The following is a 22,900-nucleotide window of genomic DNA, read 5'->3' as shown; positions in this document are numbered from 1 at the left end:
GGACGCCGTTCGGCGGATGGTGTCAGCCCGCGACGAAGGTCCGGGCCGCCTTGTCGTGCCAGCACTGGCGCCAGGGCCGGTCCACCAGGCACCACAGCACGTCGGCGATCCCGACGACCAGGAGGCCCAGCACGCCGTACACCAGCCACCGGCGCAGGGCGGCGCCGAAGCCGGGGGTCTCGTGGGACTCGATGTCCCGTACGTCGATGCCGCACAGCTTCTTGCCGAGCGTACGGCCCCACTTCGCGGTCGGCAGCGCGTCGAGGAGGACGCCCAGGATGAGGAACACGCCCAGCAGCGCGCCGCCCAGCGCGGCCGTGGTGGAGTCCAGCAGCCAGACGGTGACCGTCTCGCCGGTCTGCCGGGCCGCGTCGATCTTCCCGTCGATGTGGTCCACGGCGCGGCCGGCGAGCGGCACGGCGGCCGCGGCGGTGAGCGCGCCGAGCACGACGGTGTCGATGAGCCGGGCGACGAACCGCTTGCCGAGCGGGGCGGGGCGGCCCTCGGTCCGCGACGCGATGAGGTCCCGGAAGGGGTCGTCGGCGGGGGGCTTCCAGGGGGTGACCGGTGCGGGGCGCGTGCGGAGGGTCAACGTGCCTTCAGCCGGGTCCGCCTCACCGGTTCCGTCCTCAAGCGCCGGACGGGCTTGGGGTGGCTGCAACCCAGCCCGTCCGGCGCTTGAGGACGGAACCCTCTGCGCGGGGGGCGTCGCCTCCTCGGGGGCCGGGGGCTCCGGGGCCTCCGTACCGCCCCAGGAGACACGGTCACCGGCGAAGCCGGACTGGTGGGAGGCGTCGGCCTGCCAGGCGATGGCCGGTTCGGGGCGGCCGTCCTCGTAACCCTCCTCGTCCAGGAAGACCGGGCCGGTCTCCTCGACCACCGCCGGTTCGTCCGGCTCCCGCTGCGGGGCGGGGCGGCTGGTGCCGGGCACCCAGGAGGCGCCGTTCCAGTAGCGGACGTAACCGGGGATGGACGGGTCGGGGTAGTACCCCTCGCCGGGGCTCTCGTCACCGGGTGCCGGGGTTGGGGCGCTCATCACCGTGGTCCCGTATCTCTTCGCGGCCTCAATACAGGGGTCCACATCTACCAGACAGGCGCGTACTCCCGGGCCGGTCCTGAGGTTTGGCCCACTTTCCGGTCACACGTTTCCGGTCGCGCGAACTTTTTTCGCGAAGTCGCGTAATGGATCGCGCGGAGGGCGCTCTCACCTGAGCGGGCCGGTCGGTGGGACCGGTCCCGGACAACGGAAGGACGCCGTCATGCACACCGTCGTGGAACGCGAGCTGGAACTCAAGCTGGTCCTGTCGCCCGAGCGCAGCATCCCCGTACCGGCCAGGCTGACGTACCGCACGGAGGACCCGTACGCGGTGCACATCACCTTCCACATCACCTCGGACGCGCCGGTGTACTGGACGTTCGCCCGGGACCTGCTGGTGGAGGGGGTGTTCCGGCCGTGCGGGCAGGGGGACGTGCGGATCTGGCCCACCAAGGTGGACGGGAACCACGTCATCTGCGTGGCGCTGACGTCCCCGGACGGCAACGCGCTGCTCGAAGTGCCGTCCGCGGCCGTCGCGGTGTGGGTGGAGCGGACGCTGCGCGTGGTGCCGCCGGGTACGGAGACCGGGCGGCTCGGCATCGACGAGGGGCTGGCCGAACTCCTCGCGCCGCTGCCGGCCGACGATCTGTGGATGAGCGACCCGTGGCCGTCGGACGAGTCGCAGGACGGGGAGAATTGAGGAGCGCGGGCCGGTTCCGGGGCCGGTCAGAACACCTTGCCCGGGTTGAGCAGGCCCAGCGGGTCGAACGCCTGCTTGATGCCCCGGTGCAGCTCGACGCCGGTCTCACCGAGTTCCCGGGCCAGCCACTCCTTCTTCAGCACGCCCACCCCGTGCTCGCCGGTGATGGTGCCGCCGAGGGCGAGGCCGAGCGCCATGATCGCGTCGAAGGACTCCCGGGCCCGCCGGGACTCGTCGGCGTCGGCGGGGTCGAAGCAGACGACGGGGTGGGTGTTGCCGTCGCCCGCGTGGGCGCAGACCCCGATGGTGAGGCCGTACTTCTCGGCGATCTCCGCCGTGCCCGCCAGCATCGCGCCGAGCCGGGAGCGCGGTACGCACACGTCGTCGATCATCGTCGCCGGCTTGACGGTCTCCAGCGCGGTCAGCGACATCCGCCGGGCCTGGAGGAGCATCTCGGACTCGGCCGCGTCCTGTGCCGGAACGACGTCCGTGGCGCCGGCGGCGGTGCACAGGGCGCCGACGGCGGCGAGGTCGGGGGCAGGGTCCGGGGTGTCGAAGGCGGCGAGCAGCAGGGCCTCGGTGGTCTCGGGCAGGCCCATGTTCGCCATCCGGTTGACCGCCTGGACGGTCGTACGGTCCATCAGTTCGAGGAGTGACGGGGTGTGGCCGCTCTCCATGATCCGGCAGACCGCGTCGCAGGCGCTCGCCGCGTCGGCGAACTCGGCGGCCAGGGCGAGCTGCCGGGGCGGCCGGGGCTTCAGCGCGAGGACGGCCTTCACGACGATCCCGAGGCTGCCCTCGGAGCCGGTGAAGAGGCGGGTGAGGTCGTATCCGGCGACGCCCTTGGCGGTGCGGCGGCCGGTGCTGAGCAGGCGCCCGTCCGCGAGGACGACGTCGAGACCGAGGACGTATTCGGCGGTGACCCCGTACTTCACGCAGCACAGGCCGCCGGACGCGGTGCCGATGTTGCCGCCGATGGTGCACATCTCCCAGCTGGACGGGTCCGGCGGGTAGTACAGGCCGTGCTCGTCCACCGCGCGGGACAGCACGGCGTTGATGACACCCGGCTCGACGACGGCGACCCGGTCGACGGGGCTGATCTCCAGGATGCGGTCCATCTTCACCAGGGAGAGCACGATGCAGCCGTCCGTGGCGTTGGCGGCGCCCGACAGGCCCGTGCGGGCGCCCTGCGGGACGACCGGGACGCGCAGCGCGGTGGCGGTGCGCATGACGTGCTGGACCTGTTCCACGGTGCGCGGGAGCACGACGACGGCGGGGGCGCCGGCCTCGCAGAAGCTCGCCATGTCGTGGGCGTAGGAGGCGGTGACGTCCGGGTCGGCGAGCACGGCCCCGGCGGGGAGGCCCGCGCGCAGCTGTTCGAGGAGATCGTCCATGATCCAAGCGTGACACCCGGGCCCATTGGTGTGAACCCGTCTGCGGTGGCGATCCCAAGGCTCGGTGTGATCTTCATACTGACGCACAGTGAGCGGCATGGATCTCACGCCTCAGCAGCCCCCGGGGGCCTCCGGGCCCGAGTACTCCTTCGACACCGACTGGCCCGCCCCGGACGCGTCCCCGCCGGACTCCGCGCCCCCGGCCGAGCCGCCTCCCCCCACGATGCGCACGACGCTGCGCCGGGCCGCCTTCGGCATGGTGGCGGGCGCGGTCCTGGTGACGGGCGCGGTGGTCGCGGTGCCCGACGACGACAAGGACGCGGCGCCGCCGGTGGCCGGCCCGGTCTCCCGCGCGCTGTCCGCGACGGCCGCCGGCTCCCCGGCCGCGCTCGCCGATCTGACGGCGCTCATCGGGGACCGGCAGAAGTGGGTGGGCACGCACCCCTCGGACGCGGACTCCTGGGCGGTGCTGGGTTCGGCGTACGTGGAGGTGGGGCGGCGGGCCGCCGACCCGGCGTACTACAGCCGCGCCGAGCAGGCGCTGAAGCGGTCGCTGGACGTGCGGCCCGGCGAGAGCGGCAACACGGCCGCCTGGGTGGGCCTCGCCTCGCTGGCCAACGCCCGCCGCGACTTCGTGACCGCCAAGAAGTGGGGGGAGACGGTCCGGGCGCGGCAGCCCAAGGAGTGGACGGTCTACCCGCAGCTGATCGACGCCTACAACGGCCTCGGCGACCAGAAGTCCGCGATCACGGCGGTGGAGCGGTTCACCGAGCTGCGGGCCGGTGTCCCCGCGCTCGGCCGGGCCGCCGAGATGTACCGCGACCGGGGCTGGCGCGAGGACGCTCTCGCCACCGCGCAGGACGCGGCGAACCGGGCGAAGACACCCGCCGAGAAGGCCGCCTGCCTGTCCAGGCTCGGCGACCTGGCCTGGGAGCGGGGCGAGCCGAAGGAGGCCGTGGCGCAGTACGGGGCGGCGCTGCGCGTCGAGAAGGGCCACCAGCCGTCGCTGGCCGGCCGGGCCCGCGCGCTGGCGGCCCTCGGGCGCACCGACGAGGCCGTGCGGGACTACCAGGCCGCTCTGGCGAAGTCGCCGCGCCCGGCCTATCTCCTTGAGCTGGGCGAGCTGTACGAGTCGCAGGGGCTCGACGGCGATTCGGTGGGCCAGTACGAGAAGCTGCGGACGGCCCTGGACCGGGGCAAGGCGCGCGGCGTGGACGAGTCGCTGCTCCTGGGCCGCTTCGAGGCCGCGCACGGCGACGTGGACGCGGCGGTGGAGCTGCTGCGGGCGGAGTGGCGGCGGGGCCACCGCAGCGCGGCGGTGGCGGACGCGCTGGGCTGGGCGCTGCACCGGTCGGGGGACTCGGACGGGGCGCTGGAGTACGCGCAGCGGGCGGTGGACGCGGGCGGGCAGAACGCCTCGTACGCGTACCACCTGGGCATGGTGCAGCGCGCGCTGGGCGATTACGGCTCGGCGCGCCGCCAGTTGGAGGGGGCGCTGCGGACCAACCCGAAGTTCTCGCCGCTGGACGCGCCGCTGGCCCAGGAGGCGCTGGACACCCTGGGCGAGCCCCCGGCGGGCGGCCCGGCGGACATGCAGCCGCCGCCGGCCCCGGAGCCCCCGGCGCCGCAGGTCCCGGCACCCCAGGCTCCTGCGCCTCAGGCCCCCGCGCCGCAGGCCCCGGCGCCGCAGCAGCAACAGCAGCAACAGCAGCAACAGCAGCCCGACGGTCCGGCACCCGCGGCGGCCGTCGCGCAGGCCCCCGTACAGGCGTCACCGGCACCGGCGGCGGCCGTTCACTGACGTACAGGCTGATGTACAGACGGAGGGGCGGGCCGGAAAGCGGCCCGCCCCTCACTCATGCCCTGCGGGTCACAGGTTGCCGCGCTTCTCCTGCTCGCGCTCGATCGCCTCGAACAGGGCCTTGAAGTTGCCCTTGCCGAAGCCCATGGAGCCGTGGCGCTCGATCATCTCGAAGAAGACGGTCGGACGGTCCTGGACCGGCTTGGTGAAGATCTGGAGCAGGTAGCCGTCCTCGTCGCGGTCCACGAGGATCTTCAGCTCGCGCAGGGTCTCGACCGGCACCCGGGTCTCGCCGGCCCACTCGCCGAGCGTGTCGTAGTACGAGTCCGGGGTGTCCAGGAACTGGACACCGGCGGCCCGCATCGCCTTCACCGAGGCGACGATGTCGTTCGTGGCGAGCGCCATGTGCTGGACACCGGCGGCACCGTAGAACTCCAGGTACTCGTCGATCTGCGACTTCTTCTTCGCGATGGCCGGCTCGTTGATCGGGAACTTGACCTTGAGCGTGCCGTCCGCGACGACCTTGGACATGAGCGCGGAGTACTCGGTGGCGATGTCGTCGCCCACGAACTCCTTCATGTTCGTGAAGCCCATGACCTTGTTGTAGAACGCCACCCACTCGTTCATCCGGCCGAGCTCGACGTTGCCGACGCAGTGGTCGATGGCCTGGAAGAAGCGCTTGGCCGGCGGCTCGACGATCGGGTTCGCGGCGACGTAGCCCGGCAGGTACGGGCCGTCGTAGCCGGAGCGCTCGACCAGGGTGTGGCGGGTCTTGCCGTACGTGGCGATGGCGGCGCGCACGACGGTGCCGTGCTCGTCCTTCGTCTCGTAGGGCTCCTCGATGCCGGTGGCACCGTGCTCGACGGCGTACGCGTAGGCCGCGCGGGCGTCCGGGACCTCGATGGCGAGGTCGATCACGCCGTCGCCGTGCGCGGTGACGTGGTCCTCCAGGAAGTGGCCCCAGTCGGAGGACGCCTTGACGACGGAGGTGAGGACGAAGCGGGCGGAGCCGCTGGTGAGCACGTAGCTCGCGGTCTCGCGGCTGCCGGTCTCGGGGCCGGAGTAGGCGACCAGCTTCATGCCGAAGGCGGTCGAGTAGTAGTGCGCGGCCTGCTTGGCGTTGCCCACGGCGAAGACGACGGCGTCCATCCCCTTGACGGGGAAGGGGTCGGCCTGCCGGGACGTCTCGGGGGTGCTGTGCATCGTCTCTGTCATGCCCAGAGGTTCCCGCCACTCCGCAAGGTGCGCAACAGTTCCCGTAATCACTGGTCAACCTGTACAGCGGTTGGCCATGATGGCCGGACTATCTGTACATGGTGCCCATCACACCGACGGAGGCCGGGCATGGCGATCGACCGACTGGACGGGCGGCTCATCGTGCTTCTGGCGCGTGAACCCAGGATCGGTGTCCTGGAGGCGTCGCGCAGGCTGGGTGTGGCACGCGGGACGGTGCAGGCGCGGCTGGACCGCCTTCAATCGAATGGCGTCATCCGCGGTCTCGGCCCGGACGTCGATCCGGCGGCCCTCGGCTACCCGGTCACCGCGTTCGCGACGCTGGAGATCAAACAGGGCCAAGGCGCCGACGTACGGGCGCACTTGAGCGGCGTACCGGAGGTCCTGGAGCTGCACACCACCACCGGGCACGGGGACATGCTGTGCCGGCTCGTGGCCCGGTCCAACGCGGATCTCCAGCGGGTGATCGACCGGGTTGTCGGATTTGATGGCATCGTCCGGGCCTCCACGGCCATCGTCATGGAGAACCCCGTGCCGCTCCGCGTCATCCCGCTCGTGGAACAGGCGGCGCGCGACACCGACTGAGCAGAGGAGGACGGATGAGCTTCTGGGAGTACGTGGCCAACCGTCATCAGCAGTTGCTCACCGACGCCTTCCAGCACGTCAGCGCGGTCTTCCAGTGCATGGTCATCGCCACCGCGCTCGGTGTCCTGATCGGGGTCGTCAGCTACCGCAGCGGCTGGGGCTCATCGGTGGCGATCACCTCGACGGCGACCGTGCTCACCATCCCGTCCCTGGCCGCCATCGGTCTGCTGATCCCGCTGGTCGGCCTCGGCGTCGCCCCCACGGTGATCACGCTGACGCTGTACGGGCTGCTCCCCGTCGTCCGCAACGCGATCGTGGGCCTGCGCGGCGTCGATCCGGCCCTGGTGGACGCGGCGAAGGGCATCGGGATGTCGCGGACCGCCCGGCTGTTCAAGGTGGAGCTGCCGCTGGCCTGGCCGCCGATCCTGACCGGCATCCGGGTCTCCACGCAGATGCTGATGGGGATCGCCGCCATCGCCGCGTACGCCTCCGGGCCCGGCCTCGGCAACGAGATCTTCCGGGGCATCGCCTCGCTGGGCAGCGCCAACGCGATCAACCAGGTGCTCGCGGGCACCCTCGGCATCGTCATCCTCGCCCTGCTCTTCGACGCCGCGTACGTCCTGCTGGGCCGGCTCACCATCCCGAGGGGGATCCGTGTCTGAGACCGCGACCGAGACCGTGCCGGAGCCGATGGCCACCTCCGGCGCCGCCATCCAGCTGGAGAGCCTGTCCAAGCGCTACCCGGGCAACCCGAACCCCGCCGTGGAGAACGTCTCCATGGAGATCAAGGCCGGCGAGACCGTGATCTTCGTGGGCCCGTCCGGCTGCGGGAAGTCCACCACGCTGAAGATGATCAACCGGCTGATCGAGCCCACCTCGGGGCGGATCCGGATCGACGACGAGGACGTCACCGACATCGACCCGGTGAAGCTGCGCCGGAAGATCGGGTACGCGATCCAGTCCTCCGGGCTCTTCCCGCACATGACGGTCGCCGAGAACATCGCCCTGGTCCCGAAGATGGTGGGCTGGTCCAAGTCCCGGGTGAAGGACCGGGTGGAGGAGATGCTCGACCTGGTCGGGCTCGACCCGCGCGAGTTCCACGGCCGCTATCCGCGCGCCCTCTCCGGCGGTCAGCAGCAACGCGTGGGCGTGGCCCGGGCGCTGGCCGCCGACCCGCCGGTGCTGCTGATGGACGAGCCGTTCGGCGCGGTCGACCCGATCACCCGCGACCACCTCCAGGACGAGCTGATCCGGCTCCAGCACGAGCTGCACAAGACGATCGTCTTCGTCACCCACGACTTCGACGAGGCGATCAAGCTGGGCGACCGGATCGCCGTGCTGCGCGAGCGCTCGCACATCGCGCAGTTCGACACCCCGGAGGCCATCCTCACCAACCCGACCGACGACTTCGTGTCCGGCTTCGTCGGCGCGGGCGCGGCCCTGAAGCGGCTCAACCTGACCCGGGTACGCGAGGTGGAGATCGCCGACTTCCCGACCGTGACCGTGGACGACCCGCTCCAGGAGATCTTCAACAAGCTGCGCAGCGGCTCGCACAACGAGCTGCTGATGCTGGACCGCCGGGGCCGCCCCTACAAGTGGCTGCGGCGCGGCGACCTGATGCGGGCCCGGGGCTCCCTCGCCCGCGCCGGACAGCTGGTCCACGACACGGTGACCCGGGACGCGACCCTGCACGACGCGCTGGAGGCGGTGCTCACCGACAGCGGCGGGCGGGTCGCGGTGACCGGGCGGCGCGGCGAGTTCACCGGGGTCGTGGACATGCACACCCTGATGAACTCGGTGCACGAGCTCCTGGAGGCGGACCGGCTGGCCGCCATCGAGCACCAGCACGACCTGGAGGAGCTGCGGGTCCACCAGACCGCCGAGGAGCTGGAGGGCGGTGCGGGCGCATGACCCCCGACTCCCCCTCCGGCTCCTCCCCCGCACGGCCGCCGGGCGAGCACGATGTGAAGGGGCACGCCTTCCGCGACGAGGAGGCGGAGGAGGAGCAGCGGCCCGCCCCGCAGGCGCGGAAGCCGGCGCGGCGGATCACCTGGCGGAAGCTGGTGGTGCTCCCGGCGGTCCTCGCGGTCGTGCTGGTCCTCACGTACGTCTGGATCGAGAACGTCCACCTGGACTCGATCGCGGAGAACTCGATCGCCGGTGACACGGTCGAGGTGCGCTGGTGGCAGCACGTGAAGCTGACCGCGATCTCCACCTTCTGGGTGCTGATCATCGCCATTCCGCTGGGCATCGCGCTGACCCGGCGCGGCCTGACCAAGGCGGCCCCCGTGGTGACGGCGATCGCCAACATCGGTCAGGCGACCCCGGCGATCGGTCTGCTGGCGCTGCTGGTGATCTGGCTCGGCATCGGCCCGTCCACCGCGATCACCGGCATGGTGATCTACGCGGTGCTGCCGGTGCTGTCCAACACGGTCGCCGGTCTCAAGGCGATCGAGCCGAGCATGGTGGAGGCCGCGCGCGGCATCGGCATGTCGGCCATGGGCACCCTGACCAAGGTCGAACTCCCCCTCGCCGTGCCGCTGATCCTGGCCGGGGTCCGGACCGCGCTCGTCCTGAACGTGGGCACGGCGACCCTGGCGACCTTCGGGGGCGGCGGCGGGCTCGGCGACCTGATCACCTCGGGCATCCAGACCCAGCGCATGCCGGTCCTGGTGCTCGGCTCGGTGCTGACGGTGGTGCTCGCGCTCCTGGTGGACTGGCTGGCCTCGCTGGCCGAGGTGGCGCTGACCCCGCGCGGCCTGGAGGTGGGGCGATGAGGACGCGGATGCGCGGGGCGCTCGCGGCAGGGGCCGCGCTGTCCCTGGTGCTGGCCGGGTGCGGGCTGAAGAGCGGGTCGCCGATGGTGGACGACGTGGTGCCCGGGTCGGTCGGGCAGGGGCAGCCGCTGGACGGCGCGTCGCTGACCGTCACCTCGAAGAACTTCAGCGAGAACATCATCCTGGGCCAGATGATCGGGCTGATCTTCAAGGCGGCCGGGGCGGAGGTCCTGGACCGGACGAACCTGCCGAGCTCGATCAGCGCCCGCGAGGCGGTCATCCAGGGCGACGCGGACGCCGAGTACGAGTACACGGGCACCGGCTGGATCACGTACCTCGGGCACGCGAAGCCGATCACGGACCCGATGGAGCAGTGGCGGGCGGTGCGCGACGCGGACCTGAAGAACGGGGTGACCTGGCTGGAGCCGTCCACTCTCAACAACACGTACGCGCTGGCCATCAGCCGTAGGAACAACGCCAAGTACCACCTGAAGACGCTCTCCGACGTGGCCGCGCTGGCGAAGAAGAACCCGTCGGCGGTGACGGTCTGCGTCGAGAACGAGTTCGCCTCGCGCGACGACGGGCTGCCCGGCATGGAGAAGGCGTACGGGATGTCCCTGCCGGCGTCCAACATCAAGAAGATGGACGCGGGGATCATCTACACCCAGGTCTCCAAGTCCGACTCCTGCCTGCTCGGCGAGGTCTTCACCACGGACGGCCGCATCAAGGCGATGAACCTGGACGTACTGGAGGACGACAAGCACTTCTTCCCCAACTACAACGCGGCGCCCGTGGTGCACACCCCGACGCTGGAGAAGTACCCGGAGATCGCGGGCCTCCTCGATCCGCTCAGCAAGCGGCTGAACACGGAGGTCGCCCAGGTGCTGAACGCCAGGGTGGATGTCGACGGGCAGGACCCGCACGAGGTGGCGAAGGACTGGCTGATCGAGGAGGGGTTCATCAAGGAGGGCTGACGGTTCCGTCCGGTCAGCAGCTGGGGATCTTGCCGCCTCGATCCAGGGCCCGCAGCGAGTTCACCGCGTCCTTCAGCGTCGTGACCGGGATCAGCCGCAGGCCCTTCGGCAGCTCGGACTTCGCCTCCGAGCACTCCGCCTTCGGTACGAGGAAGACGGTCGCCCCGTCCCGCCGGGCCGCCTGTGTCTTGAGCGAGACCCCGCCGACCGCGCCGACCTTGCCGTCCGCGTCGATGGTGCCCGTGCCCGCGACGGTGCGGCCGCCGGTGAGGTCGCCGCCCGAGCCGTCGCCGTCCAGCTTGTCCACGATGCCGAGCGCGAAGAACAGCCCGGCGCTGGGGCCGCCGATGTCCGCCAGGTGCAGGGTGACGTCGACCGAGCCGGGCTTGCGGCCCAGGTAGTTCAGGGCGGCGTCGACGGCGTCGTCCTGGGACTCCGCCATGTCGTCCAGGTTGTGCTTCTCGATCTCCTTCTCGGAGCCGCCCGTCGGGTAGACGGAGTCCCGGGGCAGCACGGCCCGGTCCGTACGGAACCAGCTGTCCACGACGTCCTTGATGCCGACGTCCGCCTTCGGGCCCGTCGCCACGATCGTCGTCATCCGCAGCTCGCCCTTGGTGGGGCGGGTGGGCGTGCCCTCGATGCTGATCACGGGCGTGCCGTGGTCGTCCCCGAGCACGTTCGCGGTCGTCCCGGGCTGCGCCAGCGTGAACGGCAGCGGTGCGAAGGCGGCTACGCCGAGGAGGGCGACGACGGGGAGGGCGGCGAGGGCGAGGCGCTGTGTGGACACCGGTCCAATCTAACGTGCGGCCCGCCCGCCGCCCCGGGCCGCCGAGGGCGCCGGCCCCCGGCCAACCGGTTCCGTCCTCAAACGCCGGACGGGCTGGGTTTGCCGGGGCGAGCCGGGGCCGTCAGCGCAACGCGTCCGCGACTTCCCGGGCCGCGTCCACCACGCGGGGGCCCACGCGCTCGGGGACGGAGTCCGCCAGCATGACGACGCCGACGCTGCCCTCCACCCCGGTCACGCCCATGAGCGCCGCCGCCGCGCCGGAGGCACCCGCTTCGAGTTCGCCGTGGGTGAGGGTGTAGGCGGTCTCGCCCACCGGCCTCTGGCGGGCGGCGAGGATCGCCCGGCCCGCGGCGCCCCGGTCCAGCGGGTGGCGGAAGCCCGCCCGGTAGGCGACGTGGTAGTCGGTCCAGGTCGGTTCGACCACGGCGACCGCCAGCGCGTCGGAGCCGTCGACCAGGGTGAGGTGGGCGGTGGCCCCGATGTCCTCGGCCAGGGAGCGCAGCGCCGGAAGCGCGGCCTCGCGGACGAGGGGGTGGACCTGGCGGCCCAGGCGCAGGACGCCGAGGCCGACGCGGGCACGGCCGCCCAAGTCACGGCGTATCAGAGCGTGTTGCTCCAGCGTGGCGAGCAGACGGTAGACCACGGTGCGGTTGACGCCGAGTTTGTTGGACAACTCGGTGACCGTCAGGCCGTGGTCGGTGTCGGCGAGCAGTTTGAGGACACGCAGTCCTCTGTCGAGCGTCTGGGAGGTCTCCGCGGTCACGACGCCCTCTCCTCCGTGGTGAGCGGCCGCGGCTGTCCCGTGGAATGTGCGCCACCGGTCCCGGGGCGACGCACGGAGAGGCCGCCGGCCTGGCCAAGGCACCGGCTGCGCTCCGCGGCCACATTGCCACGGGGCGTTCACATTTTTTGGACAGTAGCGAGGGAGTCCGCTCAGCGGAAGCCCTCGTCCAGAATCCGGTCGCCCTTGAAAACCCGGTTGCGCCGCACGAGCATAAGTGCCGGTCAGCGGCGCGCGGACCGTTCATCGCGCATCTACGCGCGTCCAGGTCGGCCGACTCTCCCGCGACGCTCCGTAGACGGGATGTGAACCACGGTTAACTCAACGTGAAAATTTTTTCGGCCGATTCACTGATCGACAAGGCCCCGGCACCCTCTCGGCGAGGGTCCGGGGCCTGGGGTGTCGTACGCGGGTCAGCGCATCCGCGTCGCCCACTCCTGGACCTTCTTGATCCGCTGCTCGATCTGCCCGGCGGTGGCCTCGGCGCTCGGCGGCCCGCCGCAGACCCGGCGCAGCTCGGTGTGGATCACGCCGTGCGGCTTGCCGCTCTGGTGGGTGTAGGCGGAGACCATGGTGTTCAACTGCTTGCGCAGGCCGAGGAGTTGCTTGTGGGTGACGACCGGGCGGTCCTCGGCGGGCTTCTCCAGGAGATCGGCCTCGGACGCCGGCTTCTGGCGGCTGTGCGCGATCTGCCGGGTCTGCCGCTTCTGGAGCAGCAGCTGGACCTGGTCCGGTTCGAGGAGCCCGGGGATGCCGAGGTAGTCCTGCTCCTCCTCGCTGCCGGGGTGCGCCTGCATGCCGAACTCGGCGCCGTCGTAGAGCACCCGGTCGAAGACCGCGTCGGACTCCAGGGCCTCGAAGGGCAGCTGCTCCTCGGTCTCCTCGTCCTCCAGCTTCTCCGCGTCGGCGAGGAGCTTGTCCTCCTCGGCGAACGGGTTCTCCTCGTCGCTGCCCTTCTTGGGCTTGTCGAGGACGTGGTCCCGCTCGACCTCCATCTCGTTGGCGAAGTCGAGGAGCATCGGGATGGTGGGCACGAAGACGGACGCGGTCTCGCCGCGCCTGCGGGAGCGCACGAAGCGGCCGACGGCCTGGGCGAAGAAGAGGGGGGTCGAGATGGTGGTCGCGTACACGCCGACGGCCAGGCGCGGCACGTCGACGCCCTCGGACACCATGCGGACGGCGACCATCCAGCGCGAGTCGTCCGCGCTGAACTTGTCGATCTTCTTCGAGGCGGCCTTCTCGTCGGAGAGGACGACGGCGGGCGTCTCGCCGGTGACCTTCTTCAGGATCTTGGCGTACGCGCGTGCAGACTCCTGGTCCGTGGCGATGACGAGCCCGCCCGCGTCCGGGATGCCCTTGCGGACCTCGGTGAGGCGCTTGTCGGCGGCGCTCAGCACATTGGGGATCCAGTCGCCGGTGGGCGCCAGCGCGGTGCGCCACGCCTGCCCGATGGCGTCCTTGGTCATCGGCTCGCCGAGCCGGGCGGCGATCTCGTCGCCCGCCTTGGTGCGCCAGCGCATGTTGCCGCTGTAGCTGAGGAATATCACCGGGCGCACGACGCCGTCGGCCAGGGCGTTCCCGTAGCCGTAGGTGTAGTCGGCGGAGGAGCGCCGGATGCCGTCGTTGCCCTCCTCGTACACGACGAAGGGGATCGGGTTGGTGTCCGACCGGAAGGGGGTGCCGGTGAGCGCGAGCCGCCGGGTCGCCGGGTCGAACGCCTCCTGGCACGCCTCGCCCCAGGACTTGGAGTCACCGGCGTGGTGGATCTCGTCGAGGATGACCAGGGTCTTGCGCTGCTCGCACCGGTTGCGGTGCAGCATCGGGCGGACGCCGACACCCGCGTAGGTGACGGCGACCCCGTGGTACTCCTTGCTCAGCGGACCGGCGCTGTAGTCGGGGTCCAGCTTGATCCCTATCCGGGCGGCCGCCTCGGCCCACTGCTTCTTCAGGTGCTCGGTGGGCGCGACGACGGTGACCTGCTGCACGACGTGGTGGTGCAGCAGCCAGGAGGCGAGGGTCAGCGCGAAGGTGGTCTTCCCGGCGCCGGGGGTGGCGACGGCGAGGAAGTCGCGCGGCTGCTCCTGGATGTACTTCTCCATGGCCCCCTGCTGCCAGGCTCGCAGCTTTCCGGCCGTGCCCCAGGGGGCGCGGCCGGGGAAGGCGGGTGAGAGGTGGTGGGAGGCGGTAGTAGTCACGGTCTCCGGTTCGGGTCTCTCGGGTACGTGGGCGCTGTCCGCGCGGGCCGGACCGGCTCCGCACGCGATACGACAACCGGGCCACCCTACCGGGGCGGCTGCCCCGTACCGCGGTGTACCGCACCACCGCACACGTAAGTGCGACGGCTCTCACACGACGACTGCCGTACGGCGCCGGCCCGGCGCCCGCTCACCGTTCCCGTACCCGCCCCGCCACCCACGCCCCCGCCAGGGCGACCACCGCCATCGGGAAGAAGACGACCGCGAAGGCGGCCGGGTGGGAGGTGGACGCGGCCGTCTCCGTGGCGTCCATCGTGCCGCCGCCGAGGGCCGCGAAGGCGGCGCCGCCCGCGGCCAGCAGGAGCACGTTGGAGAGGCCGTCGGAGATCTGGAGGGCGGCCGAGTTGGCACCGGCCTCCTCGGGGGCGGACAGCTTCAGGAGCAGCACGCTGGTGGAGGCGATCACCACGCCCATGCCGAAGCAGCCGAAGGCCCAGGCGACCGCGACGGTCCAGACGGGCACGGAGCTGATCAGCACGGCCGGGGCCGCCGCGATGGAGAGGGCGACCAGGACCATGGCGCCGACCATCAGGGGCTCGCGGTGCGGTTCCAGGCGGGGCCGGGACTGCACGTACGAGCCCAGCGCCCAGGTGCCGCCGCCCGCCGCCAGGGAGAGGCCCGCCAGGGTCGGGGACATCCCGCGCTGGGTGACCAGCATCAGCGGGACGAACGATTCGGCGGCGATGAAGGACCCGGCCGCGACGCCGCGCAGCAGCACCACCGCGGGCAGCCCGCGCGCCGCGCGCCACGTGCCGTGGGGCAGGAGGCCGCGGATCGCGGGGACGAGCAGCGCGGCTCCGGCGGCGGCCGGCAGCAGGGACAGCCAGTTCCTCTCCTGGCCGGCGTACTGGAGCAGCCCGGCGCCCAGCGAGATGCCCAGCGCGAGCGCGATGCGCCGGCGGTCGTACGCCTCCACCGGCGCCTCCGGGTCCGCCGGTCCTGACGCCATGCGCCGGATCTCGGGCAGCGCGAGCGCGAGGGGGAAGACGATCAGGACCGGGATGCCGACGAAGACCCAGCGCCAGCCCAGGTGCTCGGTGACGCTGCCGGCCGCCAGCGGCCCGACGACCGAGGGGATGACCCAGCTCGCGGCGAACGCGGCCAGGATCGCCGGCCGCAGATGCTCCGGGTAGGCCCGGCTGATCACCACGTACAACGCGACGATCACCAGCCCGCCGCCGAGCCCCTGGACGGCCCGTCCCGCGATGAACATCCACATCGAGCCCGCGGTCCCGGACAGCAGCAGCCCGGCCGCGAAGGCGCTGATCCCGGTGGCCAGCGGGGCGAGCGGGCCGCGACGGTCGGCCCACTGCCCGGACAGCACCATGGCGAACAGGCTGGTGGTGAAGTACGCCGAGAACGCGTACGCGTACATCGGGATGCCGTGCAGCTCGCGCGCGGCGACCGGCATCGCGGTCCCCACGGCGGTGGCCTCGAACGCGATCAGGAACACCACGGAGACGATGCCGATACTGAGCGCCCGGTACGTCCGCCCGAGAATCCCGTCCGGCAGCACGGGCCCCGCCGGGGCGGGGGCGTCGACGTCTTCGATGAGGCGCGGGACGTCGGCGTCACGCGGTTCCAGGGCGGTCATGAGCCAAGAGTAAGGGGCGAAACCCCTGATGAACCCTGTCGGCGGTCGCCCCCGCCCTCGTCCGTTGGACCTAGGCCCGCCGCCGCGATCGTGAACGGCGTATGGCAGTCCCGTTGCACGGCCGCCGGAACCCTTGAGCGCCCCTCCGCCCGGCCCTACGGTCGGTACAGCGACACCACGCAGGACCGTGTGCCCGAGAGGCTCAGGGGCTCGACTGCAACTCGAGTTACACCGGTTCGAATCCGGTCACGGTCTCCACGTCACCGCCCGCCCCCGCTCCCGGGGGCGGGCGGTTTCCGTGTGCGGGGCGTCTCAGCCCTTCGGTGACACGACCGCTGCCTGGGGGCGGATCGGGAGGCGGTTGACCGGGCGGCCCGTTGCCGCGCGGACCGCCGCCGCGACCGCGGCGGGGGACGTCACGACCGGGACCGCCGACGCGGGCTTCGCGCCGAACGGGGCGACCACGTCGCGCTCCTCGACCAGCTTCACGATGCGGATCTCCGGCGCGTCCAGCGAGGTCGGCAGGGCGTAGCCGGTGAGGTCCGGGTGGCGGACCAGGCCGCGGGCGGTACGGAGGTTCTCGGTGAGGGCGGCGCCGATGCCCTGGGTGACGCCCGCCTCGATACGGGTCGCCAGCTGGGACGGGTTGAGGACGCGGCCGACGTCCTGGGCGACGGCCATCTCGACGACGCGGACCGAGCCCAGCTCGATGTCGACGTCGACCACCGCGCGGACCGCGCAGAACGCCATGCCCACGAAGGCGTCGCCCTGCCCGGACTCGTCCAGCGGTTCGGTGGGGTGCGGGCGGCACTGCGCGGTGGCCCACAGCTCCTTGCCGTCCAGCGCCTCCGACACGGTCGTGGAGAGCACCCCGTCGTACGAGGTGATCTTGCCGTCCGTGATCTGGAGCAGCTCCGTGGACATCCCGAACTGGTGTGCCAAGGGCTGGAGGAGCTGGGTGCGGACCATCTTCGCGGCGCGTTCGACGGCTCCGGCGGAGACCCAGGTGTGCCGGCCGTGGGTGGCCGCGCCCGCCGGGGGCTGGTCGGTGTCGACGGAGGCGACGTGCACCTCCTCGACGCCCAGGGTCTCCTGGACGACCTGCCGGGCCAGCGTGGAGAAGCCCTGGCCCGTCTCGACGGCCGCGCAGATGACGGTGGCGACCGAGTCGTGGACCCGGACCGTGGCGGTGGACACCTCGTCGGCGCCCTCCGCGCCCAGCATGTGGACCATGCCCAGCGCGTACCCGACGCCGCGCCGCACCGCCCCCGGTTCGCCCGCGCCCTCGGGGCCGCCCGGCAGCAGCCAGTCGTCCTCCGGGGCGTCCTTGGGCAGGGCGGGCAGCGGGTGGTCGCGGACGGCGGTGAGCAGTTCGGCGACGGGCGCGGGGCAGGTCACGGTCTGCCCGGTCGGCAGGATGTCGCCGGTGGACAGCACGTTGCGCATGCGCAGCTCGGCCGGGTCGATCCCCAGCTTCGCGGCCAGCTTGTCCATCTGGCCCTCGTAGGCGGCGCAGACCTGCATCGCGCCCTCGCCCCGGACATGGCCGGACGGCGGGTTGTTCGTACGGACGGCCCAGCCCTCGATGAAGGCGTGCGGGACGACGTACGGGCCGCAGGCGAAGGCGACCGCGGCGGCCAGCGACTCCGAGGAGGCGTCCGCGTAGGCCCCCGCGTCCAGCAGGATCTGGGCCTCCACCTTGACCAGGCGGCCCTCCGCGTCCGCGTGGTGGCGGTAGCGCAGCAGGGTCGGGTGGCGGTGGGCGTGGCCGAGGAAGGACTCCTCGCGGGTGGCGGCCAGCTTGACCGGGCAGCCGGTGCGCAGGGCGAGCAGGCCCAGCGGCAGCTGGAAGGCGGGGTCCTCGCGGTCGCCGGTCGCGCCGGGCACTCCGGTGACGACGACCTTGACCCGCTCCGGTTCGAGGCCGAAGCAGGCGGCGGCCAGGTCGCGGTCGGTGTGCGGGTCCGTGGACGCGGTGTAGAGCTCGACGCCGCCGTCCGGGCGGGGCACGGCGAGCCCGGCCTCCGCGCCGATCGGGGCGGGGTCCTGGCGGCCGATGCGGTACAGCCCGTCCACGACGACCTCGCCGACCGCCTCCGGGTCGCCGTAGCGCAGCGGGATGTGGCGGATGAGGTTGCCGTCGGGGTGCAGGGGCTCGGCCTCGAACGCCTTCTCCGGGTCGGTGACCGGGTCCAGCACCTCGTACTGGACGGCGATCGCGGCTGCGGCGAGCCGGGCGGTGTCCGGGTGGTCGGCGGCGACGGCGGCGATCGGCTCGCCGTGGTGGCGGACCAGGTCGGAGGCGAAGACGGGGCGGTCCACGACCTTGCGGCCGTACAGGGCCTCGCCCGGGACGTCCTCGTGGGTGACGACCGCGCGCACCCCGGGCATCTCGGCGGCGGCCGAGGTGTCGATGGAGACGATGCGGGCGTGCGCGTGCGGGGAGCGCAGGACGGCCGCCCAGAGCAGGCCCTCGGCCCACAGGTCGGCGGCGTACGGGAAGGTGCCCTCGGTCTTGGCGCGGGCGTCGGCCGGCGGCAGCGAGGCGCCGATGCCGAGCCGCGGCTGCTCGGTCTCGGGTCCGCCCGGGCCGGCCGGCGACGGGATGGTGATCGTCGTGGGGGTGGCGCCGGCCGCGTCGTTGCTCACGCCATGCCTCCGTCCTGCTGGTGGGCCTGCACACTACCGGCGCCGGGCGCCGCCTGGTGCGGGATGCGGGGCTCCTCCGGCTCGCCGCCCCCGGTCTCCTCGGCGGCGGCTTCGGCGGCGGCCTCGCGGCCCGCGATGACCTCGTTGACCGCGTCCAGGACGCCCCGGTAGCCGGAGCAGCGGCAGAGGTTGCCGCACAGCGCGCGGCGCGTCTCCAGCTCGCTGGGGCGGTGGTTGCCCTCCAAGAGGTCGTGGACGGTCATCGCCATGCCGGGGATGCAGAAGCCGCACTGGACGGCGCCGCAGTCCGCCAGCGCCCGCTGCACGTCGGACGGTTCGCCGTCGACGGCCAGGCCCTCGACCGTACGGACCTCGCTGCCGGCGGTCGTGGCGGCGGGGACCAGGCAGGAGGCGACGAGCCGCCCGTCCACCTGGACGTTGCACGCCCCGCACTCGCCCTGCGAGCAGCCGTCCTTGGCGCCGGCGAGGCCGAGGCGCTCGCGCAGCACGTAGAGCAGGGACTCGCCGATCCAGGCGTCCGTGACGGGCCGGTCGACGCCGTTGACGTGCAGCGTGTACGAGGCGGCGGGGTGCTCGCTGGGCAGCGGGGGCCCCTCCGGGGCCGGGGCCTCGGGCGCCTCCGCGGGCGGGACGGCGTCCTCCGCCTCGGGCTCCTGCGGCTCCGGCACAGCCTCTGGGGCCGGCTCGGCCGCGGGCTCGGTGTGGGGCGCGTCCGCGAGGGCGTCGGCCTCCGGGCCCGGCGCGGCCTGCTCGATGTCTGCCGGCTCCGCCGCCTCGGGAGCGCTCTCGGCGGGGACGCCGACCTGGACGTCCGTCCGCGCGTCGCCGGCGGGAGCGCCGGTCGGCGCGTCGGCGGGGTCTGCGGCCAGGGCGTCGGCCTGGACGTCCGTCCGCGCGTCGCCCGGAGCATCGGCGGGGTCACCCGCCTCCGGCTCCGCGGCCTCGGCCGCGTCCGGCAGCGCCCAGGGCGCCGGGGCGCCCCCCGGCAGTGTGGCCGGGCGGTCCGCGTACCAGTCGGCGGCGGGGGGCGGGGTGTACAGCTCGCCGGAGTCGTCCGGGAGCGGGGCGGCCGGGGCCGGCCAGGACGAGGTGTCCACCGCCCACTGGCCCGTGGCGGCCGGCTCCGTACCGTACGGCTCCTGGTACGAGCCGGTGTGCTGCTGCTCCTCGGGGTGCGGGTAGCCGTAACCGGACTGCTGGTTCGGGTCGGGCCAGTGCACCGCGTCGGGCGCGGGCTGTCCGGGCTGCTGCTCCGGGGCCTGGACGGTCCAGTTGCCGGCGGCCGCCGGGTCGCGGTCGGCGGCGGGGGTCAGCGGCAGGATCATCGGCGGGGTGTAGCCGTGGCCGGGCGCGGCCAGCGGGATGTCCGCCAGGTCCTCGGGCGGCAGCTGGACGAAGGCCGTCGCGTCGCCGTCGTAGTCGCCCTGCGGGGTCGGCTGCCAGCCGCCGTGCTGCTGCTCGGCGGGGTTCTCCTTGCTCACGACAGTGCCCTCCCCAGCGCGCGTCGGGCGAGCGCGGCGACGGTGCGCCGCAGGTGCAGTACGGCGGGGGGCAGCGGTGGTGCCTCTCCCCCGTCGGCGGGTGGTTCCTGGTCCGGGATGCAGGCGGCCGCGACGTACTCGCCGAAGGCGGCCAGCGCGTCGGGGGCGAGGCCGCGCGCCCCGTCCCAGTCGATCAGCGAGGCGATCCAGCGCTCCGCCTCCAGCGGGCGCAGCGGCATCGGGGCGATGGCGCCGACCGCGCAGCGCACCCCGCGCCTGGCCGGGTCGAGGACGATCGCGACGGAGGCGGTGGCGCGGCCCGGGCCGGTGCGGCCGGTGGCCTTGAGGAAGACCTGCGGGGCGTGCAGCAGGGGCACCCGGACGAAGCCGATCAGCTCGGCGGGCTCCAGCATCTCGCGGCCGGCCAGCAGATGGGAGACGGGGATCTCACGGCGGGCGCCGCCGGGTCCGGCGATGACGAGCTCGGCCTCCAGGGCGGCGAGCACCGGCAGCGCGTCCCCGGTCGGGGCGGCGGTCGCGATGTTGCCGCCGAGCGTGCCGGCGTTGCGGATCTGCGGGGGGCCCGCGGCGCGGGCGGAGGCGGCGAGCGCGGGGATGAGGGCGGCGAAGTCGGGCCGCCCCATGCGGGCGTGGGTCAGGCCGGCGCCCAGGAGGGCGTGCCCGTCCTGGTAGTGCCAGCCGCGCAGCTCGCTGATCCGGCCGAGTCCGACCAGACCGGAGGGGCGCAGGAGCCCCTTGTTGACGGCCGACATCAGGTCCGTGCCGCCTGCCACGGGGACGGCGGCCGGCATGGCGCCGAGTGCCGCCACCGCCTCGTCCAGCGAGGCAGGCAGCGTCACGGACTGCGTCGCCTGCGGTGCGTGCGTGGTCAACCCAGCTGCCCCTTCCCGGTGTCCCGGCGCTCCCGCCTGTTTCGCCGTACGGTACGTGCTCGAAGCCCGGACGTGGCAACTCTGGCACATCTTCGGACCGGCCCGACGCGCAGGTCCGCGAAGGGTGTATCCGCCAACGTTCAGGGTAATGGTCCCGTTTCGCGCGGGTTCGGCGGTGAGCACCCTTTGCCGGTCTTACGCGCCTCCGTACGGCTTTCTCCGTTACCAGGAACGGCAGTCGGGAAACGCCGCCGCCACCACGGTCGCAGGGGCCGTGGTGGCGGGAGAGCGGGTTGGGGCCGGGCTCACACGTTCGGGGGTGCCCCCTCGATCGGGCGTCCGAGGATGCCGGGGCGCTGCTGCCAGGGCAGCGGTCCGGACGGCGGCCGGTAGCCGACGCCGAGGGCGTCCAGCCGGGCGTAGTGGGCGGTCATGCGGCGCTCGAAATCGGCGAAGTCCCGTTCGCCCGGGGCGGGCAGGGCGGACCAGGCGACCTCGGCGAAGGCGGCGAGGCGGGGGAAGACCTGGTAGTCGACGCGGGCCCGGTTCTGCATGACCTCGGACCAGGCGTTGGCCTGGGTGCCGAGGACGTGCCGGGCCGCCTCCTCGCTCAGGGACGGCGGAACGGGTTCAAAGCGGTAGACGTCCTCAAGGGTGCGCACGTACCCGATGGGCATCGGCTCGTCGGGGCCGCCGTGCTGACGGTGGTCCAGATAGACCTGCTGCTCCGGGCACATGACCACGTCGTGCCCGGCCTCGGCGGCCGCGATGCCGCCCGCGTAGCCGCGCCACGAGGAGACGGCGGCGCCGGGCGCGAGGCCGCCCTCCAGGATCTCGTCCCAGCCGATGAGGCGGCGGCCGCGCCCGGTGAGCCAGGTGTCGAAGTGGCGGATGAACCAGGACTGGAGCTCGTCCTCGTCCGCCAGGCCGAGCTCCTTGATGCGGGCCTGCGCGGCGGGCGACCGCTTCCACTGGTCCTTGGGGCACTCGTCGCCGCCGACGTGGACGAACGGCGAGGTCTCCGGCGGGAAGAGTTCGAGGAGCTCCTCGAAGACGCCCTCGTAGAACCGCAGGACGTGGTCGGTGGGGGCCAGGACGTTCGGTGTGACGCCCCAGTTGTCCCAGACGCCGAGCGCCGAGGTGTCGATGACGTCGGTGTTGCCGAGCTCCGGGTAGGCGCTGATCGCGGCCTGCGAGTGGCCGGGGATGTCGATCTCGGGGACGACCCGGATGTGCCGGGCAGCGGCGTAGGCGACGATCTCGCGGATGTCGTCCTGGGTGTAGTAACCGCCGTGCGGGGTCTCGTCCCACAGCTCGGAGGCCCGGTGCCCGTACTTGGTACGGGGACGCCAGGCGCCGACCTCGGTGAGGCGGGGGTACCGCTTGATCTCGACGCGCCAGCCCTGGTCGTCGCTGAGGTGGAAGTGGAAGACGTTCAGCTTGTGCGCGGCGAGCAGGTCGAGGTAGCGCAGGACGTCGTCCTTGGGCATGAAGTGCCGTGCCACGTCGAGCATCAGGCCGCGCCAGCCGAAGCGGGGCGCGTCCTCGATGTCGGTGAACCCGAAGGCGGCCGTGCCGGCACCTGTCGGCGCCTTCCGGAAAGCCTGCGGGCCCAGCAGCTGGCGCAGGGTCTGGGCGCCCCAGAACACCCCGGCGGGGCTGCCGCCGGTGAGGGCGACGCCCTCGTCGGGCAGGGTGGTGAGCCGGTAGCCCTCGGCGGGCAGGGTCTCGTCGATGCGCAGCCGGACGGACCGCGGCGCGCCCTCGGCGCCCGGTGCGAGCGGCACGCCGAAGGCCGCGCCGAGGGTGGCGCGCAGCCAGCGTTCGGTGGTCTCGGTGCCGGGGGCCGCCGCGACGGTGGTGGACGCGTCGAGCAGGAATCCGCAGCGCCCCTGGTCACCGGCGCGCGCGGGGGCCGGGATCAGATCCATGTTCATGA

General features: G+C 72.8%; 18 protein-coding genes and 1 tRNA gene. 8 read left to right on the top strand and 11 right to left on the bottom strand.

The genetic code is table 11. The annotated features are described in order from the left end of the window. Positions 1–22 precede the first annotated feature (22 nt). Positions 23–1,036 (bottom strand): RDD family protein, encoded by a 1,014-nt coding sequence (locus tag ACIQZN_RS05320; protein WP_403988576.1) that lies wholly within the window; start codon positions 1,034–1,036, stop codon positions 23–25. A 223-nt stretch (positions 1,037–1,259) separates the two neighbouring features. On the opposite strand from ACIQZN_RS05320, the gene ACIQZN_RS05315 reads away from it, so the two are divergent. Next, entirely contained in the window at positions 1,260–1,736 is a 477-nt protein-coding gene (locus ACIQZN_RS05315; RefSeq protein WP_403988574.1) for an SsgA family sporulation/cell division regulator, read from the top strand. Positions 1,737–1,762: 26 nt separating this feature from the next. Here ACIQZN_RS05315 and ACIQZN_RS05310 read toward each other — a convergent pair whose 3' ends face one another. After that, positions 1,763–3,130 (bottom strand): FAD-binding oxidoreductase, encoded by a 1,368-nt coding sequence (locus tag ACIQZN_RS05310; protein ID WP_403988572.1) that lies wholly within the window; start codon positions 3,128–3,130, stop codon positions 1,763–1,765. Between the two features lie 97 nt (positions 3,131–3,227). On the opposite strand from ACIQZN_RS05310, the gene ACIQZN_RS05305 reads away from it, so the two are divergent. Further along, positions 3,228–4,931 carry a tetratricopeptide repeat protein gene (locus tag ACIQZN_RS05305; protein WP_403988570.1) on the top strand — a complete coding sequence of 568 codons (1,704 nt, stop codon included), beginning with the start codon at positions 3,228–3,230 and terminating at the stop codon, positions 4,929–4,931. Positions 4,932–5,000: 69 nt separating this feature from the next. Here ACIQZN_RS05305 and hppD read toward each other — a convergent pair whose 3' ends face one another. Then, a complete protein-coding gene (gene hppD, locus ACIQZN_RS05300; protein ID WP_161210500.1) occupies positions 5,001–6,146 on the bottom strand; it encodes a 4-hydroxyphenylpyruvate dioxygenase in 1,146 nt (381 codons plus the stop codon). A gap of 129 nt (positions 6,147–6,275) precedes the next feature. Between hppD and ACIQZN_RS05295 the strand changes: the two genes are divergently transcribed. From ACIQZN_RS05295 to ACIQZN_RS05275, 5 genes are read left to right on the top strand one after another with little or no spacing between them, the layout of a single operon-like run. After that, on the top strand, positions 6,276–6,749 hold the full coding sequence (locus tag ACIQZN_RS05295) for an Lrp/AsnC family transcriptional regulator (RefSeq protein ID WP_073964974.1): 474 nt from the start codon (positions 6,276–6,278) through the stop codon (positions 6,747–6,749). 14 nt (positions 6,750–6,763) lie between these two features. Further along, entirely contained in the window at positions 6,764–7,411 is a 648-nt protein-coding gene (locus tag ACIQZN_RS05290; protein WP_147974598.1) for an ABC transporter permease, read from the top strand. 28 nt (positions 7,412–7,439) lie between these two features. Next, a complete protein-coding gene (locus tag ACIQZN_RS05285) occupies positions 7,440–8,660 on the top strand; it encodes a betaine/proline/choline family ABC transporter ATP-binding protein (protein WP_403989151.1) in 1,221 nt (406 codons plus the stop codon). Next, positions 8,657–9,526 (top strand): ABC transporter permease, encoded by an 870-nt coding sequence (locus tag ACIQZN_RS05280; RefSeq protein WP_403988567.1) that lies wholly within the window; start codon positions 8,657–8,659, stop codon positions 9,524–9,526. Before ACIQZN_RS05285 ends, ACIQZN_RS05280 begins: the two co-directional genes overlap by 4 nt. Positions 9,527–9,534: 8 nt before the next feature. Further along, a complete protein-coding gene (locus tag ACIQZN_RS05275) occupies positions 9,535–10,500 on the top strand; it encodes a glycine betaine ABC transporter substrate-binding protein (protein ID WP_403989149.1) in 966 nt (321 codons plus the stop codon). A 13-nt stretch (positions 10,501–10,513) separates the two neighbouring features. On the opposite strand, the gene ACIQZN_RS05270 is transcribed toward ACIQZN_RS05275, so the two are convergent. The 4 genes from ACIQZN_RS05270 to ACIQZN_RS05255 all read right to left on the bottom strand — a co-directional run bounded on the left by ACIQZN_RS05270 (position 10,514) and on the right by ACIQZN_RS05255 (position 15,917). Continuing rightward, positions 10,514–11,287 (bottom strand): PDZ domain-containing protein, encoded by a 774-nt coding sequence (locus tag ACIQZN_RS05270; RefSeq protein WP_403988565.1) that lies wholly within the window; start codon positions 11,285–11,287, stop codon positions 10,514–10,516. A 121-nt stretch (positions 11,288–11,408) separates the two neighbouring features. Next, entirely contained in the window at positions 11,409–12,050 is a 642-nt protein-coding gene (locus ACIQZN_RS05265; protein ID WP_403988563.1) for an IclR family transcriptional regulator, read from the bottom strand. Positions 12,051–12,481: 431 nt separating this feature from the next. After that, on the bottom strand, positions 12,482–14,263 hold the full coding sequence (locus tag ACIQZN_RS05260; protein ID WP_403988561.1) for a DEAD/DEAH box helicase: 1,782 nt from the start codon (positions 14,261–14,263) through the stop codon (positions 12,482–12,484). Between the two features lie 190 nt (positions 14,264–14,453). Beyond that, positions 14,454–15,917, bottom strand: coding sequence for an MFS transporter (locus ACIQZN_RS05255; protein ID WP_403988559.1), 1,464 nt, complete (start codon positions 15,915–15,917; stop codon positions 14,454–14,456). A gap of 183 nt (positions 15,918–16,100) precedes the next feature. On the opposite strand from ACIQZN_RS05255, the gene ACIQZN_RS05250 reads away from it, so the two are divergent. Then, a tRNA-Cys gene (locus tag ACIQZN_RS05250) sits at positions 16,101–16,175 on the top strand. 54 nt (positions 16,176–16,229) lie between these two features. Here ACIQZN_RS05250 and ACIQZN_RS05245 read toward each other — a convergent pair. The 4 genes from ACIQZN_RS05245 to ACIQZN_RS05230 all read right to left on the bottom strand — a co-directional run bounded on the left by ACIQZN_RS05245 (position 16,230) and on the right by ACIQZN_RS05230 (position 22,898). Then, entirely contained in the window at positions 16,230–18,566 is a 2,337-nt protein-coding gene (locus tag ACIQZN_RS05245) for a xanthine dehydrogenase family protein molybdopterin-binding subunit (RefSeq protein ID WP_403988557.1), read from the bottom strand. After that, positions 18,563–20,068, bottom strand: coding sequence for a 2Fe-2S iron-sulfur cluster-binding protein (locus ACIQZN_RS05240; protein WP_403988555.1), 1,506 nt, complete (start codon positions 20,066–20,068; stop codon positions 18,563–18,565). The genes ACIQZN_RS05245 and ACIQZN_RS05240 overlap by 4 nt, the downstream gene beginning before the upstream one ends. Beyond that, complete coding sequence (locus ACIQZN_RS05235; RefSeq protein ID WP_143616248.1) at positions 20,065–20,961, bottom strand: xanthine dehydrogenase family protein subunit M; 897 nt, start codon at positions 20,959–20,961, stop codon at positions 20,065–20,067. Before ACIQZN_RS05235 ends, ACIQZN_RS05240 begins: the two co-directional genes overlap by 4 nt. 305 nt (positions 20,962–21,266) lie before the next feature. Further along, positions 21,267–22,898 (bottom strand): beta-N-acetylhexosaminidase, encoded by a 1,632-nt coding sequence (locus tag ACIQZN_RS05230; protein ID WP_403988553.1) that lies wholly within the window; start codon positions 22,896–22,898, stop codon positions 21,267–21,269. Between the last annotated feature and the right edge of the window lie 2 nt (positions 22,899–22,900).

Source organism: Streptomyces sp. NPDC097595, from assembly GCF_044761525.1.
Taxonomy (GTDB): domain Bacteria; phylum Actinomycetota; class Actinomycetes; order Streptomycetales; family Streptomycetaceae; genus Streptomyces; species Streptomyces drozdowiczii_A.
This window is presented reverse-complemented; position numbering and strand designations above follow the sequence as displayed.

Coding starts and splice junctions, on each gene's coding strand:
- ACIQZN_RS05320 (WP_403988576.1), bottom strand. CDS start 1,036: ATGAGCGCCCCAACCCCGGCACCCGGTGACGAGAGCCCCGGCGAGGGG.
- ACIQZN_RS05315 (WP_403988574.1), top strand. CDS start 1,260: ATGCACACCGTCGTGGAACGCGAGCTGGAACTCAAGCTGGTCCTGTCG.
- ACIQZN_RS05310 (WP_403988572.1), bottom strand. CDS start 3,130: ATGGACGATCTCCTCGAACAGCTGCGCGCGGGCCTCCCCGCCGGGGCC.
- ACIQZN_RS05305 (WP_403988570.1), top strand. CDS start 3,228: ATGGATCTCACGCCTCAGCAGCCCCCGGGGGCCTCCGGGCCCGAGTAC.
- hppD (WP_161210500.1), bottom strand. CDS start 6,146: ATGACAGAGACGATGCACAGCACCCCCGAGACGTCCCGGCAGGCCGAC.
- ACIQZN_RS05295 (WP_073964974.1), top strand. CDS start 6,276: ATGGCGATCGACCGACTGGACGGGCGGCTCATCGTGCTTCTGGCGCGT.
- ACIQZN_RS05290 (WP_147974598.1), top strand. CDS start 6,764: ATGAGCTTCTGGGAGTACGTGGCCAACCGTCATCAGCAGTTGCTCACC.
- ACIQZN_RS05285 (WP_403989151.1), top strand. CDS start 7,440: ATGGCCACCTCCGGCGCCGCCATCCAGCTGGAGAGCCTGTCCAAGCGC.
- ACIQZN_RS05280 (WP_403988567.1), top strand. CDS start 8,657: ATGACCCCCGACTCCCCCTCCGGCTCCTCCCCCGCACGGCCGCCGGGC.
- ACIQZN_RS05275 (WP_403989149.1), top strand. CDS start 9,535: ATGCGCGGGGCGCTCGCGGCAGGGGCCGCGCTGTCCCTGGTGCTGGCC.
- ACIQZN_RS05255 (WP_403988559.1), bottom strand. CDS start 15,917: ATGACCGCCCTGGAACCGCGTGACGCCGACGTCCCGCGCCTCATCGAA.
- ACIQZN_RS05230 (WP_403988553.1), bottom strand. CDS start 22,898: ATGAACATGGATCTGATCCCGGCCCCCGCGCGCGCCGGTGACCAGGGG.